General features: G+C 56.3%; 13 protein-coding genes and 1 other RNA gene. 8 read left to right on the forward strand and 6 right to left on the reverse strand.

What is annotated here, in order from left to right; genetic code table 11:
- Positions 1-27: 27 nt before the first annotated feature.
- Entirely contained in the window at positions 28-1359 is a 1332-nt protein-coding gene (gene pepP, locus QGM61_RS09985) for a Xaa-Pro aminopeptidase (protein ID WP_281132859.1), read from the reverse strand.
- Between the two features lie 113 nt (positions 1360-1472).
- On the opposite strand from pepP, the gene QGM61_RS09990 reads away from it, so the two are divergent.
- The 6 genes from QGM61_RS09990 (at position 1473) to QGM61_RS10015 (ending at position 5642) form a co-directional block, all read left to right on the forward strand.
- Positions 1473-1688 (forward strand): TIGR02449 family protein, encoded by a 216-nt coding sequence (locus QGM61_RS09990; RefSeq protein WP_237132444.1) that lies wholly within the window; start codon positions 1473-1475, stop codon positions 1686-1688.
- Between the two features lies 1 nt (position 1689).
- Positions 1690-2013, forward strand: a complete 324-nt coding sequence (locus QGM61_RS09995) for a cell division protein ZapA (RefSeq protein ID WP_237132445.1) — start codon at positions 1690-1692, stop codon at positions 2011-2013.
- A 58-nt stretch (positions 2014-2071) separates the two neighbouring features.
- Positions 2072-2249: non-coding RNA, 6S RNA (gene ssrS, locus QGM61_RS10000), on the forward strand.
- A gap of 23 nt (positions 2250-2272) precedes the next feature.
- Complete coding sequence (locus QGM61_RS10005) at positions 2273-2899, forward strand: 5-formyltetrahydrofolate cyclo-ligase (protein ID WP_237132446.1); 627 nt, start codon at positions 2273-2275, stop codon at positions 2897-2899.
- 482 nt (positions 2900-3381) lie between these two features.
- Positions 3382-4320 carry a translesion DNA synthesis-associated protein ImuA gene (imuA, locus tag QGM61_RS10010; RefSeq protein WP_281132860.1) on the forward strand — a complete coding sequence of 313 codons (939 nt, stop codon included), beginning with the start codon at positions 3382-3384 and terminating at the stop codon, positions 4318-4320.
- Positions 4314-5642 (forward strand): hypothetical protein, encoded by a 1329-nt coding sequence (locus QGM61_RS10015; RefSeq protein ID WP_237132448.1) that lies wholly within the window; start codon positions 4314-4316, stop codon positions 5640-5642. The genes imuA and QGM61_RS10015 overlap by 7 nt, the downstream gene beginning before the upstream one ends.
- Before the next feature lie 149 nt (positions 5643-5791).
- On the opposite strand, the gene QGM61_RS10020 is transcribed toward QGM61_RS10015, so the two are convergent.
- Positions 5792-7000, reverse strand: a complete 1209-nt coding sequence (locus tag QGM61_RS10020; protein ID WP_281132861.1) for an HD-GYP domain-containing protein — start codon at positions 6998-7000, stop codon at positions 5792-5794.
- Between the two features lie 102 nt (positions 7001-7102).
- On the opposite strand from QGM61_RS10020, the gene QGM61_RS10025 reads away from it, so the two are divergent.
- Positions 7103-8020, forward strand: a complete 918-nt coding sequence (locus tag QGM61_RS10025) for a DMT family transporter (RefSeq protein WP_237132450.1) — start codon at positions 7103-7105, stop codon at positions 8018-8020.
- Between the two features lie 18 nt (positions 8021-8038).
- On the opposite strand, the gene QGM61_RS10030 is transcribed toward QGM61_RS10025, so the two are convergent.
- The 3 genes from QGM61_RS10030 to QGM61_RS10040 all read right to left on the reverse strand — a co-directional run bounded on the left by QGM61_RS10030 (position 8039) and on the right by QGM61_RS10040 (position 13277).
- Positions 8039-11260 (reverse strand): error-prone DNA polymerase, encoded by a 3222-nt coding sequence (locus QGM61_RS10030; protein WP_281132862.1) that lies wholly within the window; start codon positions 11258-11260, stop codon positions 8039-8041.
- A gap of 75 nt (positions 11261-11335) precedes the next feature.
- Complete coding sequence (locus tag QGM61_RS10035; RefSeq protein WP_237132452.1) at positions 11336-12211, reverse strand: hypothetical protein; 876 nt, start codon at positions 12209-12211, stop codon at positions 11336-11338.
- A gap of 37 nt (positions 12212-12248) precedes the next feature.
- On the reverse strand, positions 12249-13277 hold the full coding sequence (locus QGM61_RS10040; protein ID WP_281132863.1) for a hypothetical protein: 1029 nt from the start codon (positions 13275-13277) through the stop codon (positions 12249-12251).
- 383 nt (positions 13278-13660) lie between these two features.
- Between QGM61_RS10040 and QGM61_RS10045 the strand changes: the two genes are divergently transcribed.
- A complete protein-coding gene (locus QGM61_RS10045; protein WP_237132454.1) occupies positions 13661-14647 on the forward strand; it encodes an LLM class flavin-dependent oxidoreductase in 987 nt (328 codons plus the stop codon).
- Here the strand turns inward: QGM61_RS10045 and ovoA are convergent.
- Entirely contained in the window at positions 14613-16976 is a 2364-nt protein-coding gene (gene ovoA / locus QGM61_RS10050; protein WP_281132864.1) for a 5-histidylcysteine sulfoxide synthase, read from the reverse strand. The genes QGM61_RS10045 and ovoA overlap by 35 nt on opposite strands.
- Positions 16977-16991 lie beyond the last annotated feature (15 nt).

Consider the following 16991-nt stretch of genomic DNA (forward strand, 5'->3'; position numbering starts at 1 on the left):
TCGCCGCTGCAGCACTATGGCAGAGGCCTACTGGCGCCCGGCCATCAGCGCTTCGATTTCTTTTGTGGTTTTGGGTACCGCATGAGTCAATACACGGTTGCCGTTGCGGGTCACCAGCACATCATCTTCTATACGTATACCAATGCCACGCCACTTTTTGGCGACTTTTTTGTTGTCTGGTGACACATAAATGCCAGGCTCTATGGTAGTAACCATGCCCGCTTCGTAAGGGCGCCACTTATCACCTTTCAGGTAGCTGCCAGCATCATGTACATCAATGCCCAGCCAGTGGCCGGCTCGATGCATATAGAAGTCACGATAGGCGCCGTCCGCAATCAGTTTCTTGATATTGCCCTTCAGCAGACCCAGCTCTACCAGCCCTTCGGTAATCACGCGAACTGTAATATTGTGGGGCTCATCCCAGGCGACACCCGGCTTGATGGCGTCGATCGCCTTAAGTTGCGCCTTCAGCACAATGTCATATAGCGCCTTCTGCTCTTTGCTGAACTTGCCGCTGACCGGGAAGGTGCGCGTTATGTCCGCCGCGTAGTATTCATATTCACATCCGGCATCAATCAGCACCAGATCGCCATCGCGCAGGGGCTTGTTGTTTTCGATGTAGTGCAGAATGCAGGCATTCGCGCCGGCAGCAACAATGCTGTTGTAGGCCGGAAAACGCGCCCCGGAACTGATAAATTCGTGCTGCAGCTCAGCTTCCAGATGATATTCGTACAGACCATCGCGGGCTGCGAGCATGGCTCGGCAGTGCGCTCGAGCCGAAATATCAGCGGCTTTCTGCATCAGTTTGACTTCTGCGGCGTCCTTGAACAGGCGCATTTCATGAACCAGCGGATCCAGCATCTCGAACTGGACCGGCGCGCGCGCACCCTGACGCGTCCGGGCTCGGAGATCATTGACCCACATGGATACCCGGGTATCCAGCGCCGCGTCCTGACCGATGCTGTAATAGACCCGTTCGCTGCCGTCTATCAGTGCCGGCATGCGCTGGTCCAGCTCGCCGATCGGCCAGGCCTCGTCAATATGCAATTGACCGACGGCGGCATCAGGGCCGGTCAGGATACCGCTCCAGATTTCCTTGGTCTTGTCTTTAGGCTGACAGAACAATACGACTTTGTTGCCGGCTGGCCTTTTGATCAGCGCCAGCATGGCCTGATCCTCAACAAAACCACTCAGGTAATAAAAGTCGCTGTGCTGCCGGTAGCTGTACTCGGTGTCATGGCTGCGCGTTTTAAGCGTCGCGGCCGACAGCAGGGCAACACTGTTGTTTTTTAGTTTCTTGAACAAAGCCTGGCGGTGTTTTTTCGCCTGGGCAAATCGCAATTCAGTATCTGCTTTCATGCTGTTTAACTGACTCTGTTGGTGGATGAGGCGAACGAGTTGACCGGCCTGTGCCAGCTCTCTATAGTACAGGCTGTTGTATAAAAAGGCTGCGGCTGCTTGCAGGCACGATCATGAATGACGATCAACTGAACACCCTCGAAGAAAAAATCGATGCTCTGATTGCCTTGTGCGCTGCCATGAAACAGGAGAATCAACTGTTGCGTGCCAGTCAGCATAACTGGCAAACTGAGCGCCAGCAACTCCTCGAGAATAACCGTCAGGCGAAGGCGAGACTGGAGTCAGTCCTCAGCCGTCTGCGGTCCATGGAACAATCCCAGAGCGCCTGATATGTCCAGCAGCCCCGAAGCCTCTAGCACGGTTGTCGTCAAAATCCTCGACCGTGAATACCAGATCAGTTGCCCGCCCTCAGAGCAGGATGCGCTGCTCAAGTCGGCGCGCTATCTGGATGAAAACATGCGCAAAATCAAAGCGCGAGGTACGATTCACGGGCTCGAAAAAATCTCTGTGATGGCAGCCCTGAATATCACTCACGAGCTGATACAAAAAAACCATCAGATCAACACATCCCGCCACGGCAGCGCCCAGAAAATCAAATATCTTGAAGATAAAATCGAGCGCGCACTGCACAATGCCCGGCAGATGGAGCTGTAACAAAAAATCCGCGCTTAACCCTCGATAGGCCTTCCCAACTGCTATATACTGATTCCATAGTCACCTGGGGTATCCGCTAGCTGAAAGTGTTCTTGAGCCGATATTCAATACCCCGGAGGCGCCGACAAGATGTGGTTGTGCATGTCCGCTTGACGGAAAGCCTGAAAGCATCGTTGGCGCCACCACCTGAACCAAAGGGTTCAGGACTATTTCGGCGGCGGTATCTTGGGTGGCTTCCGCATACATCGTAGTCAAGCTTATGCCTGCTGCTTACCAGCCTACCGGTCAATCCGGCACGAAGAATCCTTCCCTGCGAAAGCAACTGCGCCAAAGGCGCCGACAGCTGGACCATTTCACACAACGTCACAATGCCATCCGCCTGACCCATCGCATCAATCGCTCATTGACCTGGCGAGGCAGTCGTCGCATCGCGTTTTACCAGGCCATTGATGGCGAGATTGATCCGGCTGGTCTACTGAAGAAGGCCTGGGCGCAGGGCAAGATCTGTTATCTGCCGGTGCTGCACCCGTTTCACCCGCATCGCCTGGTATTTGTCCGTGTTAGCCGGCACAGCCGTCTGCACCGCAATCGCTGGGGCATTGCTGAGCCGGTTCCGGCAGTTGGCAGAGTTGCCAGTATCAAAAGCCTGGATCTGATTCTGGTCCCTCTGGTGGGCTTTGACAGGCAGGGACATCGCCTGGGCATGGGCAAGGGATTTTACGATCGGGCTCTGTCTTTCAGAGCAGGCAGACGTTTCCCCAGACTGATAGGACTGGGACATATGTGTCAGGAATCAGGAGAGACGCTCAGGCCAGCGCCATGGGATGTCCGCATGGATCAGATTGCAACGCCGCGCTGGTCTTTTGGCCGCTTGTGGCCCTTGTAGTCTGCCACCACCAATTCGCTTGCAGCGGGAGACGCGTATTGCGCTAGAGCAATCCGCTCTGGGCGACACCGCTGACCAGCACGCTCAGTGCAAACAGAAGTACAACAACCATCAACATGTCAGGTTTGCGTTTCATGAGATGTCGTTCTCTAATTATTCTATTTTCCAGTTAATTAAGTTTTATATTTCACAAGCCCAAGTAGAAAATAGGGCTAACGTGCTGAAGGCTAATACAATAATTGGATTGTGACAATCAGCGGCGCGAAATATTTTACATTTCTTTACAAGTGTGACGCCCTCTGTGTGAAATATTTGCTTGCCATACCGCAAACCACTGTATATATTCACAGCAACCACTGTTTATCCATACAGCAGCTGGCTGCAAATCAGACGCAAAGGGTGATATCGGGTTCATAAAACAGAAAACACCTTGGAGCTTATCTGCCGGTCGCAGTCAGACTTTAATCAAGCAGGGCAAGCATATGAGTGACAGCCTGAATAAATTGAGAAGCCAGCAATTTCAGGATCGCGACACGGCTCACAAGCTGGCGTGTGACAAGCTGGTATGTGATGAACTGCCTCATCAACAGCGCGAAGCCATGATTGCCTCTTTATTGAATCAGACACCGGATCTGTGGCGTGCAGGCAGCAAACCAGCCAACCGTCCTGCCAGCTCCCATCACCAGTCTGTCAGCCGACCCGGTACCGGCGATCTGTTTGCTGACAGCGACATGATCCAGGAAGGTCCAGGCACGCACCGTCTGACCAGCCAGGTGCAGGCAGGCAATCAGGCCCGCCCCAATGTACAAACCCTGTCATCCGCGCAGACACGTCTGGAGGGCAAGGCCCAGTCCACCGGTTTTGATGCGCTCGACCGGCTGCTGCCCCAGGGAGGCTGGCCTGAGCGGGGGCTGGTCGAGATGATCTGCCCCCATCAGGGTATTGGTGAGCTGCAGCTGTTGATGCCATTGCTGCGCGAACGCAGTCAGCGCAAGCAGTCCATTCTGTGGATTGCCCCGCCTTATCCGCTGCATGCCCCGGCTCTCAAACAGGCCGGCATCAACCTCAGTAACAGCTTTGTGATTCCACCCCAGACTCAGTGCAACCAGGCTTTGTGGAGTATCGAAAAAGCCCTGCAATCCAGCGAGTGCGGCCTGGTACTGGCATGGCAGAACTGGTTGAGCGCCCGCGTGATCCGGCGTCTGCAGCTGGCCGCCAGTGAAGGCAACACGCTGGGCATACTTTTCCATCAGCGCGCTACATTACATTCTCCTGCCACGCTGCAGCTGCAACTTGGCAGTGCCGTAAGCGATCTGCATGCCAGTCCTGAGTCCAGGGCTCAGCGCAATCTGAATGTCAGCCTGCTCAAGGCGCGCGGCAGTTATCATAAGGGCCAGGCCTCGTTACGTTTGCCATGTTGAAATTACGCCGCGCGGGTGCCGGCGCCCGGCACCTGCGCGGCGGCTCCTCTCTCACCTCTGCACCACCACGCAACCGCCCGGTACTACGCAGCCGCACACTTTGGTATGCCATCCACCACCCTGGCCTTTCGGTACATCAGACGCTGCCCGCAGGATTGCGCATAAGTGATTATGTCTGTGCCGCAGGTGCCGAGACACTGCTGATTGAGATAGGCGGAAGCCTGCGTTATTTTGGTGGTTGGCGACGCCTCCACGAAACGCTTGAGCAGCATCTGGATGAACTGTATCAGCACCAGCCAGAAGTCTATCGAGGCAGCGTTACACCCAGCCCAGCTGCCAGCACCCTGTTGGCCCGTTGCGCTCGGCAGAAAGTCGTGGCGCACAGCAGCGAACTGCGATCAGCGCTCGCTGGAATCACTATCGCAGAGTTACCTTTAGCTGCCAGGTTAAAGGCATCTCTGCAGCGTTGCGGCCTTTTTTATTTGAGGGATATTTGGCGCCTTCCTGCCGCACAGCTTCGCCTGCGTTTCGGACGGGAGCTGAGTGAATACCTGGACCGCCTGCTGGCCCTGCGGCCCGAGCGGCCTCCACGCTGGCAGCCCCCGCCGCAGTTTTCACGCGAGCTATATCCAGAGTATCCGCTGCATAATACTGCGGCGATTGTGCATCACGTTGTGTCACTGTTTGCAGAATACCGGGAGTTCCTGCTGCGCCGGCATCTGTTGTCTGCGCAATTCGACCTCATGCTGCATCTATCGGATGGACAGCAGCTTGCCCTGCCGGTGATAACGCGTTATGCCAGCCGTGACACCAGTCTGTTTCTGGCTTTATTTGAGCTGGCTCTGGAGAAGCATACACTTACTGCTGATGTCATCGGCCTGACCTTGAGCTCAATCAGCCTGCAGCCTTATTCTCCCGATCAACAGGTCAATGGATTGACAGATATGCTCAGTGCTCGCCTTGGCGCTGACAATGTTCTGCGCCTGCAACTTGCCGAAGAGCATGCTCCCGAGTTCAGCAGCGCAACTCAACATTGGCACAGCCCGCCCAGCCTGCTGGCCGACACCTGTGCGTTGTCATACCGGGCACCAGCCTGGTTGCTGCGCCCGGCACAGCGACTGCGACAACTGCACAACCGCCCGATCTATAAAAGCCAACTGACGCTATTGAGCGGTCCACAGCGTATCGAAACCCGCTGGTGGGCAGGCAACAGCATACGTCGTGACTACTATGTCGCGCGTAACCGGCAAGGTTCACAGTTGTGGATCTATCAGGAGCTTGGCAGCACCGGCGACTGGTTTCTGCATGGATTTTTCTGCTGAGCCAGAGCATCCGGTCAAAGAAGCCAAGTGTAAAAACGTAATCGAGGCAGTCAGTGCGAGGCAAAAACAGGCGAAAAAGCGCAGTTTACACACAGTAAATGAGCATTTTGAGCCTGTTTTTAACGAAGCAATGGCAACGCAGATAGTTTTTAACCGGCTTCCTGCCAAAGATCATTCAGATAGGGAAAATTCCAGTTCTCCAATGGCTCCCGACATTCGATGGCATCATCCACACTGCTTTTGGAAAGATCCAGTATCTGCTGGGGCAGTGGCAGCTGGGTACGAGTCGAGAAAAACACCTTCACTACAGGTTTCAACAGACTGCCTTCACTTTGAGCGATCACTACCGCAAGGCGCTGGCTTTTCAGACGGACCAGTGAACCAACGGGATAGATACCAACCACTTTGATGAATGCCTGCAGAATTTTGGGATCAAAATGACCTGACCAGGACACCATACGCTGAATGGATTCCGATGGCGGCCAGCCCTTCTTGTAGGGCCGGTCTGACGTAATCGCATCATACACGTCACAAACCGCCGCCATACGCGCAATCACGCTGATCTGGTTGGCTGCCTGACCGTTTGGATAGCCACTTCCGTCAAATTTTTCGTGGTGATGCAGGCACACCTCAATAACTTTGTCATCAACACCACTGGAGCGCTCGAGGATCTCGGCGCCTTTCACCGGGTGTGATTTGACCAGAGCGAACTCCTCGTCGGTAAGTTTCCCCGGCTTATTAAGAATTGCATCCGGCACGGCCATTTTGCCGACATCGTGCAGCAGGCCGGCCATACCCGCAACGCGCACCTTGCCATCATCCAGATTCAATTCTCGCGCCAGCGCAATCATCAGCGCAGACACCGCCACCGAGTGCATATAGGTGTAATTATCTGAGGTTTTTAATCTGGCCAGTGTGATCAACGCTTGTGGCTGACGCGTCACTGAGCTGTTGATCTCTTCTACCACCTGCGCGGCACGAGTCAGCGGCACAGCCTGCCCCATTCTCGCTTCGGAGAACATGGACAAGACTTCGTTTTGTGATTGCTCACACAGGCGCCGGGCATGACGCAGCTCTGACTCAAAGGAAGTTCGTTTTTCCGCCGGCGCCGGCCGCAGTTCCGTGATAGCTGGTTTTTCGCGACTTTCCGGACGTGGGCGAGGTTTGCTATCCGACAGTTTGCTGCGCGAAAGGTCAACAGAAACAGACGGAACGCCAGACGATTTGAGTTTGCTCAAATCCTCCGGATCTTCCAGCAGAAAGTTGGACTTCCAGAATGGATGATGCAGCCAGGACCCGTGGATCTCCACAAGATACATTCCCAGCACGACATCAGTGACGGCAATTTTTTTAATCATACTTTCGGTAACGCTCTCCCATCAGAATGTCATCTTACGATAGTTTTACCCAACTTAGCAGGTGCTAGAATGTTTGCTTACGTAACAAAGAGCTGAAGCCCCATGATTGAGACGCGAGTTGCCTGGCTGCAGATCCACCTGTGTGTGGTCCTATGGGGATTTACGGCCATACTGGGCAAGCTGATCACGCTGCAGGCACTGCCGCTGGTGATCTGGCGCATGGGGCTGGTAGCGGGGGCACTGCTTTTGCTACCCCGGATCTGGCGCGTGTTGAAGACACTGCCGCGGGGTCTGCTGGGTGCCTATACGGGCATTGGTGTGCTGGTAGCACTGCATTGGCTGACCTTCTACGGCGCCATCAAGCTTGCCAACGCCTCCGTTGCTGTTACCTGCATTGCCACCGTCCCGGTTTTTCTGTCTGTCATCGAGCCTATACTGGCTGGGCGGCGCTTCCAGCTACGCGAGTTGCTGCTGGGGCTGGTGGTGTTGCCCGGCATCCTGCTGGTCGTCGGTGGTACACCAGAAGCAATGAACCTAGGCATAGCGGTGGGCATTCTGTCGGCCCTGTTTGTGGCTTTATTTGCGTCTCTCAATAAACGTTATGTACTCAAAGCTGACGCGCTCACCGTTACGGCCATTGAAATGGCCAGTGGCTGCCTGTTTCTGGTGATCCTCAGCGTAGCCCTGGGTGCCGCCGATATCAGCGCAATTCAAGGAATCGTGGATGAACCTTCCGCGGTATTCCAGCTGCCTCAGGGCATGGATCTGCTATGGATGCTGGTGCTGGCTATCGGTTGTACCTTGTTGCCGTTTGCACTGTCGCTTATGGCACTGCGACACCTGTCCGCTTACGCCAGCGCTCTGGCCGTGAATCTCGAGCCAATCTATGCCATTGCCCTGGCAGCGCTATTACTGGGCGAACAGCAGGAGGTCAGTGGCGGGTTTTATCTGGGCGCGTTGATCATTATTGCGGCTGTGCTGGCTTATCCTCTGCTGATGCGCCCAAAGCCGCGCTATTGAGCCGCTGGCTGACTGCATTCAGGCAAAATCCCGCGAGCGTACCGGCATACCCTGCAACCAGTGGGACAGATCTACCAGCTGTACCGCGATCACATGCGTCACGCCCTCGCTTTGCTGCAGGTAGCCACTGACACCAATCAGACTGGCTTCATGTACCAGGCGATAGTGGCTTTTCAGCAGCGAAGGCCAAACAACAGTATTAATAAACCCGGTTTCGTCTTCGAGAGTCATGAAGGTGACACCTGATGCGGTCTGTGGCCGTTGACGGCAGGTGACCAGGCCAGCGATCTTGACTGGCTGATGGTCGGTCAGTGTTGCCAGATCCGTGGCCGTCGTCACGTGAAAATGCTGCAGATGTTCACGCCACAGGCTCATCGGATGGCGGCGCAGACTGAGCCCCAGAAACTGGTAGTCGGCATAGATATTCTGTGCTTCGCTGCTACGTGGCAACATCAGCAGCTGTCCGGCGTCGGCGCTCTCCGGCAGAGCCTGTGAATGTTCGGCAAACAGGGGGGGCAGGCTAAGCTCGACTCGCGAATCCCAGAACGCACGATGGCGATCACTGACCAGGCTGCTGAGCGCATCGGCAGCCGCCAGCGCGTCGCGATCGGAGGCGGACAAGGCAGCGCGGCGCAATGCATCTGTCACACTGGTGAAGACCTGCTGCTCGCGCGCCTGTAGCAGTCGTTGTATCGCATTGGCGGAAAGCCCCTTGACCAGGTGCAGCCCCAGCCGGACCGCAAGCTGTCCGGGTTTGTCGCCAACAGGCTGCAGACTGGAGTCATGCTCACTGAACAGCACATCGACCGGCAATACCGTCACCCCGTGGCGCCGGGCATCCTGCACCAGTTGTGAGGCGCCATAAAACCCCATGGGCTGGCTGTTGAGCAGTGCACATAAAAAAGCGGCTGGATGATGACATTTAAGCCAGGCCGAGACATATGCCAGCAAGGCAAAACTGGCCGAATGGGACTCAGGGAAACCGTAATCACCAAAGCCTTTTATCTGCTGATAGATCTGCTCCGCGAAGGTGGTCGCGTAGCCGCGCGCCTGCATGCCCTCAATAAGCCGTTCCCGGAAGGGTTCCAGTCCGCCCTTGCGTTTCCAGGCCGCCATCGCACGCCGCAGCTGGTCTGCCTCACCACCGCTGAAGCCGGCAGCCACCATGGCAATCTGCATGACCTGCTCCTGAAAGATGGGCACGCCCAGCGTGCGCTGCAGGACCTGTTGCACCTCAGCACTAGGGTAAGTAACTGCTTCCACACCTTGTCGGCGCCGCAAATAGGGATGCACCATATCACCCTGAATAGGACCGGGCCTGACAATGGCAATCTGCACAACAAGATCGTAATAGTTGCGAGGCCTCAGCCGCGGCAGCATGCTCATCTGTGCGCGTGATTCAATCTGGAATACACCGACCGTATCTGCCTCGCTGATCATGTCGTAGACCTGGGGATCTTCGGCGGGGACATCGGCCAGAGTCAGCGGCCGGGCGCCCGGCTTGCCGGCCTGCTCATGATTCTGATCAGTGACCTGTTCATTGATCAGCGCCAGGGCTTTGCGTATGGCCGTCAACATGCCCAGCGCCAGCACATCCACCTTGAGCAGACCCAGCGCCTCCAGGTCATCTTTCTCCCACTGGATCACGGTGCGATCAGACATGGCCGCATTCTCGATCGGCACCAGTTCAGCCAGCCGACCCTCACTGATCACAAAGCCACCCACGTGCTGGGACAAATGCCGGGGGAAACCCGTCAACTGCTCTACCAGGTAAACCAGACGCTCCAGCTGAAACGCCGGTAACTGCGGGTCTTCCAGCGCCACCAGCTCGCCCTGGGAGTTGCTGCGCAGGCAGTTCAGCGCCCAGTCCAGTTCCGTCTCAGTCAGCCCCAGCGCCTTGCCAACGTCCCGGATGGCACTGCGGCGCCGGTAACAGATGACGGTTGCGGCCAGTGCCGCGCGGTGCCGGCCGTATTTCTGGTAGATATACTGGATGACCTCTTCTCGCCGCTCGTGCTCGAAGTCGACATCGATATCCGGCGGCTCATCACGTTCTTTGGACAGAAAGCGCTCAAACAGCAGCTGCATGCGGGCCGGGTCAACCGCAGTAATGCCCAGACAATAACAAACCGCAGAGTTGGCAGCTGACCCGCGACCCTGGCAGAGAATGCCGCGACTTCGAGCAAAGGTCACCAGGTCATGCACCGTCAGAAAAAAGTGCTCGTAACCGAGCTCTGCAATCAGGCCCAGTTCTTTGTCCACCAGTGTCCGGACTGTCTCCGGCACCCCGTCCGGCCAGCGTTCCTGCATGCCTGCCAGTGTCAGCCGCCGCAACCATGCCGCCGGACTGAATCCTTCCGGTACCAGCTCACGTGGGTATTCATAACGCAACTCACCCAGGTCAAACTGGCAGCGGGCAGCAATATGCGTGGTTTCAGCCAACCATTGCGCCGGGTATAGTCGGCCCAGCGTGCCGCGGCTGCGCATGAACTGCTGGGCATTGGGGGGTAGTTTGTAACCCAGATCGGCCAATGGTGTGCGCAGGCGAATGGCCGTCAAGGTATCGCGCAAGGCCCGGCGTATCGGATGATGCATGATCACACCTCCAGCGGCACACACGGGTACCTGACTTTGCTCGGACAGTTGCCGCAGTGCCTCTCGTTTATCGAAATCATCCGCATCCAGATAGAACTGTGCCGCTATCCACAAGCGGCCCGGAAACAGGCCGCGCAGCCACTTCAGAGTCTGATGCGCCGCCACCGGGTCATAGCGATTGAGAAAGGGCTGGGCCGGGGGTACCCATAGCGCCAGGCACCGCGCCGGCAAATGAGTCTCCAGCAACTCACGGGTAAAACTATAGCGTCCCTTGTCTGCCCGACGCCGTGCTTCGCTGATCATCGCAGACAGCTGACCATAGGCGTGGCGATCGGGCGCCAGCAGCACCAGATGCAGGCCGTCATCAGAATGAAACTCACTGCCGACAATCAGCTTGACTGGCGCGGGTTGACCCTGCGGCGTGGCGGAACGTACTGCCGTCCAGGCCCTGACCACACCGGCCACTGAACATTCGTCAGTTAGCGCCAGTGCCTGATAACCCAGCTCAATAGCACGCTCCACAAGCTCTTCCGGAAAAGAGGCAGCGCGCAGAAAACTGTAGTTGCTCAGGCAATGGAGCTCGGCATAGGCCGGTGCTGGGGGCGCAGCCGGCGAGGCCGCGCTCAGTGAGAACGTAGCAGACATAAAAACACCCGATGATTACTGTTTATTTATACAGTATTCACCGGGTGTTATAAATAGCTGATTCAGCTTACCGAATCAGTAAATCGGTGTAACACCATCTCCAATCGGATCGCCCGGGGCACGCAGATGGCCGTAGATCAGCTCTTCCACGAATTCCACGCACTTGAACTCCAGCAGCATGGCATTGTCGTCCTGGTGACGATACAGCTTCATGTTGATGGTCCAGGGCTCTTCGAAGGTGTTCGGATCCGTGATGGTAGCGGAATAGTCAATGGTGTTGGCATCAACCATGGTGTAACGCTCCTGCACATGCATGTCCCAGCCACTGTGATAATGGCCTGAGCGGTCAAACCAGGTGTCAGCGATCTGGCCAGTGACGTCGATCACCAGCGTGTCGCCATCCCATGAACCATTGTTGTGACCCATCCAGCTGTCTACCTGTGCTTCCAGGTCCGGACGGTCCATGTGCACAATGCGGTCAGCGCCAGCGAACTGGTAGCTGATCAGCGTTGCATCAGGTGCCTGGAAAATCTGGAAAGGATAGGGCAGGTAGGTTGCGCGCGGCACACCTGGCAGTTTGCACTGCGTGGTTGGATCGCGTTGCAGCCAGTTGCGCATATTTTCCTGCTGCTGCTCACGCATGCCATCTTTGTAAGGGATAGTGCCACCCTCGACATAACCCACGCTTGGCGGGAATGCCAGGTGTGCACCAGCTTCCAGAGCCGCCAGGGGACCGTGACGGGCCTCTGCGGGCTCCAGGCTCCAGTTGGCCGCATTCATGGTTTGCCAGATACCATTAAGGTTTGGCTTGCCGTCTGGCGTACGCGGAATCTGCGCACTGCTCATGCCATTTTGTGCCTGTACTTCAGTTGCATCCTGCGCCAGCCAGAAAGCGCTGACTGCGGCGGCAGTGGCTGCCACCGCAAACATCGTCTTGAATTGTGTCTTCATGAAAAACCTTCGTCCAAATTAGCTCACAAACACCAGATCACTGGCGAATCGCACGGTTGTTGTCGTAGTCCCAGGTGCCGTCTTCAACACGCTGACCCTGAAGAATGTTGACCATGCCGTAGTTACCTTCGTGACAGGCATACTCGTACAGCACTTCTTCGCTGCGGAACATCGGGACAACACCGGTAAACTTGTCCTCAAATGCCAGAGGATCGATGACGGTGAACTCGTACTCAACAATGTCATCCGCCGTGCGGGTGAACTTCTCAATCAGTGTCTTGTTGGTAGCAACGCCGGTACCAAAGAAGGTCTGTGACTTGTAGTTGAAGTTTCTGGTCTCAACCACCAGTGAGTCGCCTTCGTAGTAGCCAACTGAGTCGCCAGTCCACTGCGTGATGCTCTCCGGAATGTGCTCATCCTGCAGGCGAACGATACGTGCCTCATGGATCATCTCGTTGAAAATCACCGCGTGATCTTCAGTCTGGAACAGCTGCACGTTGTTGTTGTACATGCTGGGCGTGAACGGCGGGACTGAGTTGAAGCCCAGCAGACAGCGCTCGGAGATACCACGATCTTCGGGGCCATCTTTGCCGATACCGCCGACCGCAACGCGAACGGGACGCTCACCGTCGTAATCCGGGCCAAGGCCACCAAATGCCATTGGCGCGCCCGGTACACGGGCCGGCAGGCGGCCATTCTCCGGGTAAACAATAATCGAAGTCCGCAGATTCACATCCTGGGGCAGATCCTCGATCCAGCCACGGTTGTAACCACCGACGCCACCCTGGTTGGACTGACCATCACTGGCTGCTGCTTCTTCGGCAACGCGGCGGTCGCGCTCCAGTACTTCCTCTTCAGTGTAGAACAGGCGATTGCCGTACTCCGGATTACGCTGCATGGGTGTATTTGAGCTGAAGTTAAATACACCACGCAGATCTGGTTGTCCCCATTCATTGCGCGGTGCTGTGTAGTCATCGGCTGCCATTGTCGATTGCACGGCAGTCAGGGCAAGTCCCCCGGTGACCACCGCTGCAACCGCAGCAGAAAGAATAGTTTGTTTTTTCACATCAATCTCCTCAGAGAAATTTTCGTCAATTGATTCTCAGCGCCTGATTTTTCAACCTAACCGCGATCTAAGGTAAGCTTGTCCTTGCCGTACTGATTCTCGTGCTGCTTTACGTGTCAAATAAGCCAGAGTTATATAGAGATGCTCACGGATCAAGCAGAGTAATCCAGCACCTGGCAATATTCAAGCCTGATGCCGTCAGCCGCGATAACCAGGCAGATTTCAGCGTTGGGCAACGCCCAGATATGAGCCCCAGAATCGCACCACCCCTCTGCCACGACAAATGCCTTTCGTGACTATGTTATCGTGCGCGCCTTATCATGACACATGCATGATGATTGAGGACGAATTTCCAACGCACATCCGTACCAGAGGAGACCGGAATGACTGCATACTCATTGCTTGATCTTGCGCCCATCGTACAGGGCAGCAGCGCACGCCAGGCTCTGCTCAATGCGAGGTCACTGGCTCAGGAGGCAGAGAGTTGTGGCTATCGCCGTTTCTGGATGGCAGAGCATCACAATATGACCGGCATTGCCAGCGCGGCTACCGCGGTGGCGCTTGGCTATGTTGCGGAAGGAACGAGCAGAATCAGGGTTGGCTCAGGCGGTATCATGCTGCCCAATCACGCACCACTGATGGTCGCTGAACAGTTTGGTACGCTGGCCAGTCTGTACCCTGGCCGCATCGACCTGGGACTGGGACGCGCGCCCGGCACGGATTCGCTGACGATGCAGGCCCTGCGCCGCTATCACGACAGTGTTGATCAGTTTCCCAGGGACGTGCAGGAGCTGCAGCATTACTTCAGAGCCGCCCAACCGGATCAGGCAGTCAGGGCGATCCCGGGTGAGGGGCTGGAGGTTCCTTTATGGCTGTTGGGCTCAAGCCTGTTCAGTGCGCAACTGGCCGCCGCTCTGGGGCTGCCGTTTGCGTTTGCATCACATTTTGCACCGGATCACCTGATGCAGGCTCTAGAGCTGTACCGAAGCCGCTTCAGACCTTCAGAACAGCTGGCTGAACCTTACTGTATGGCAGCGGTTCCGCTATACGCGGCAGCCACCGAAGAGCAGGCCCGCCACTTGATGAGTTCTGTACAGCAACAGTTCATTGCCCTGCGACGCGGTACGCCAGGCCCTCTGAAACCGCCAGTCGAGAATATCGACAGACATTTCAGCGAGGCTGAGCTGGCGGCAGCCGGTCACGCGCTGCGCGAGGCCGTCGTCGGCGACCCCGAGCAGGTGCGTGAAGGCATCGCTGCCTTCATCAAACGCACGGGCGTTAACGAGATCATGTTCAGCGCCCATATCTTCGATTTTCAGAAGCGCCTTGAATGCATCAGGATCGGTGCCCGGGCCTGCGCCGCCATATAGACACCTGACTGACGACATACTCGTACTTGCGTCGGTGTTCGCGAATCATGAAGGGCAGATCCTGCTGGTGGAGCAGCTCATATTCGGAAAGCAGGCCACCGAGCTTCTCGAGCGCTGATTCACTGTCCGGTGCATCAAGGAAGTCCTCCGGATGCGTGTACTGCTCCAGCCATGAATTTGGCGACGCCAACACCAGAATGCCATTCTCGGCCACCAGTGAGTGATCACCAACAAACTGTTCAAGGCACGCCGCCGGGTCGGGCAGGCGGCAGAGCAGATTGCTCAGCAACACGGCATCAAACTGTCCTGGCTGGCCCAGACCGGCAGCATCCAGATCACTGGCATCACCCTGCACAAACTGAATCCGTGATCGATCCACGTCGTCCGGGACAGTCGCCAGCAGCTCGGTCCAATGGCGACCGCTCTCGTGCCGTTGATAACGTAGTGACCCCTGCTCTAGCAGATCTTTGGCGGTTCTGATGAACGCCTCACTGTAATCAAGCCCGACGACACGCTGGAAATGACGGGACAATTCCACACTGGCGCGGCCGACTGCACAGCCCAGATCCAGCACGCTGCCGTGGCTGGATGCGTATTCAGCAACCAGTTTTGCCATGGTAGTCATGAACGGCGGTACAGATGGATGACCAATGTTCTGACTTATGCCGGTGTCTCGTTGCTCTGCTTCCGAACCCCAGTGGAACAGGAGATATTGATTGACCAGCGCATCTGTCTCGTAGCGCTGCCCCCCGCCAAGCCCGGCCTGCTCACCCTGCACCATCCGGAATCCAGCATGCTGGAAGAAGTGTGGACGGAAATGAAAACGGGCCCAGACACTGGCTTCATCGCCCGTACTGATGAATGAGCCGCCGAGAATCATCTGATGTTCATCATCAAAACAGGGCGTGCTGAAATCCACGTAGTACGGATGAATCTTGAAGCCCTGTAGCGGGTGGAAGGTATCCTCACACCACTGCCAGACATTGCCAAACACATCGTGAAAGCCCGACGCATTGGCGGCAAAGCTCTCAACGGAAGCCTCGCTGCCCTGCGTCAGATTGAGGTTGAGGCGGGCAACCCCTTTTGCTGACATGACCGGGTCGACCTGCAGGCGATTTTCTTCGCCAGCCTTCCAGTTGCTCAGACCTCGCTGCGATGCGTCGCGCATTGCCACGTGCTCTTTCTCGTGAAGGAGCCGGTAAGGCGATGTAGCGCCGTCCTGTTCAGTGCGCCAGTTGCAGTAAGCTTTGGCTTCATAGAAATTAACGATGGCGGGCCAGTCCCACTGCATCGGGATTTCGTTGAATATCGTTCGCAAACGGTATTGATGAGAACCTACCGGGCCGTCCTGAACCCAGAATGTGGGCCAGCGGGTATTGCGGAATCGGCGCCATTGCCAACCGGCCTCACTCCAGTAGCGCTGCTCCAGGTAGGCGCCCGAGGCCACAAATTCATAGAACTCGCCGTTACTGATCAGGCGTTTACTGGCTCTGAAGGCATCAACTTTGTGTTGCTCGGCACCGTATTCATTGTCCCAGCCAAAGGTAGGCCAATCTGCGGGCTTGCCCAGAGCGACCGTTTTTGCCTCCACTTCCAGCATCGGGTTATCCATCGGATAGTGCAGGCCGGCAACCGGTCTGACAAATCGCTGTGACTGGTCAGCACTGGTCGGCAGGGGTGGCCACTGATCTGGCTGGCGCAAAAATTTCAGCGGCAATTCACGCATCAGCACTGATGAGGTCTCCAGGTGGATTCGCTCGTGCTCAAAACACATGACCAGAGCCCAGCCCGGGCTGTCCTGCGTACATGGCTTGTCAAACGCCGGATGCGTCTCTATCAGATGACTGACAACGGCATAAACCTGTTGCCGGTATTCACGCGCCTCGGCGACAGTCGGCCAGACATCCTGCTCTCCGTCATGCAGGTCATCCCAGCTCATCTCATCGACGCCGGTTTCAAACAGGGCCTCAAAATGCTTGTTGACGGGTTCATCAATCAATCCTGCTACCAGCAGTTTATTGATGTAGAAGCTCACCGGATGAACGTAATAAAAGATCAGTGGATGGCGCGTCTTGTGATACGGGCGCTCAAAGTAGGCCTCATCGCTGACCAGCGCAGAGAACAGGGTCTCGGTCAGGCGCCAGGTGTTCTCAAAGTAGGCCCGAAGCGCCTGACGACCGCCAGACACATTGACCAAGGGCAGGCTGAACGCCCGGCCGTCAGCCCATGCGGGTTCCTGTTGCGGCGCCGCAGACTGTTCATTCATTTCACTATCGGCAAGCTGAGGAGTTCTTTTTGCAGACTTGGTCTGGGCAAAGGCCTGAGTCATCCGTTGTATCCTTAT

Source organism: Pseudohongiella sp. SYSU M77423, from assembly GCF_029911965.1.
Classification (GTDB): Bacteria; Pseudomonadota; Gammaproteobacteria; order Pseudomonadales; family Pseudohongiellaceae; genus Pseudohongiella.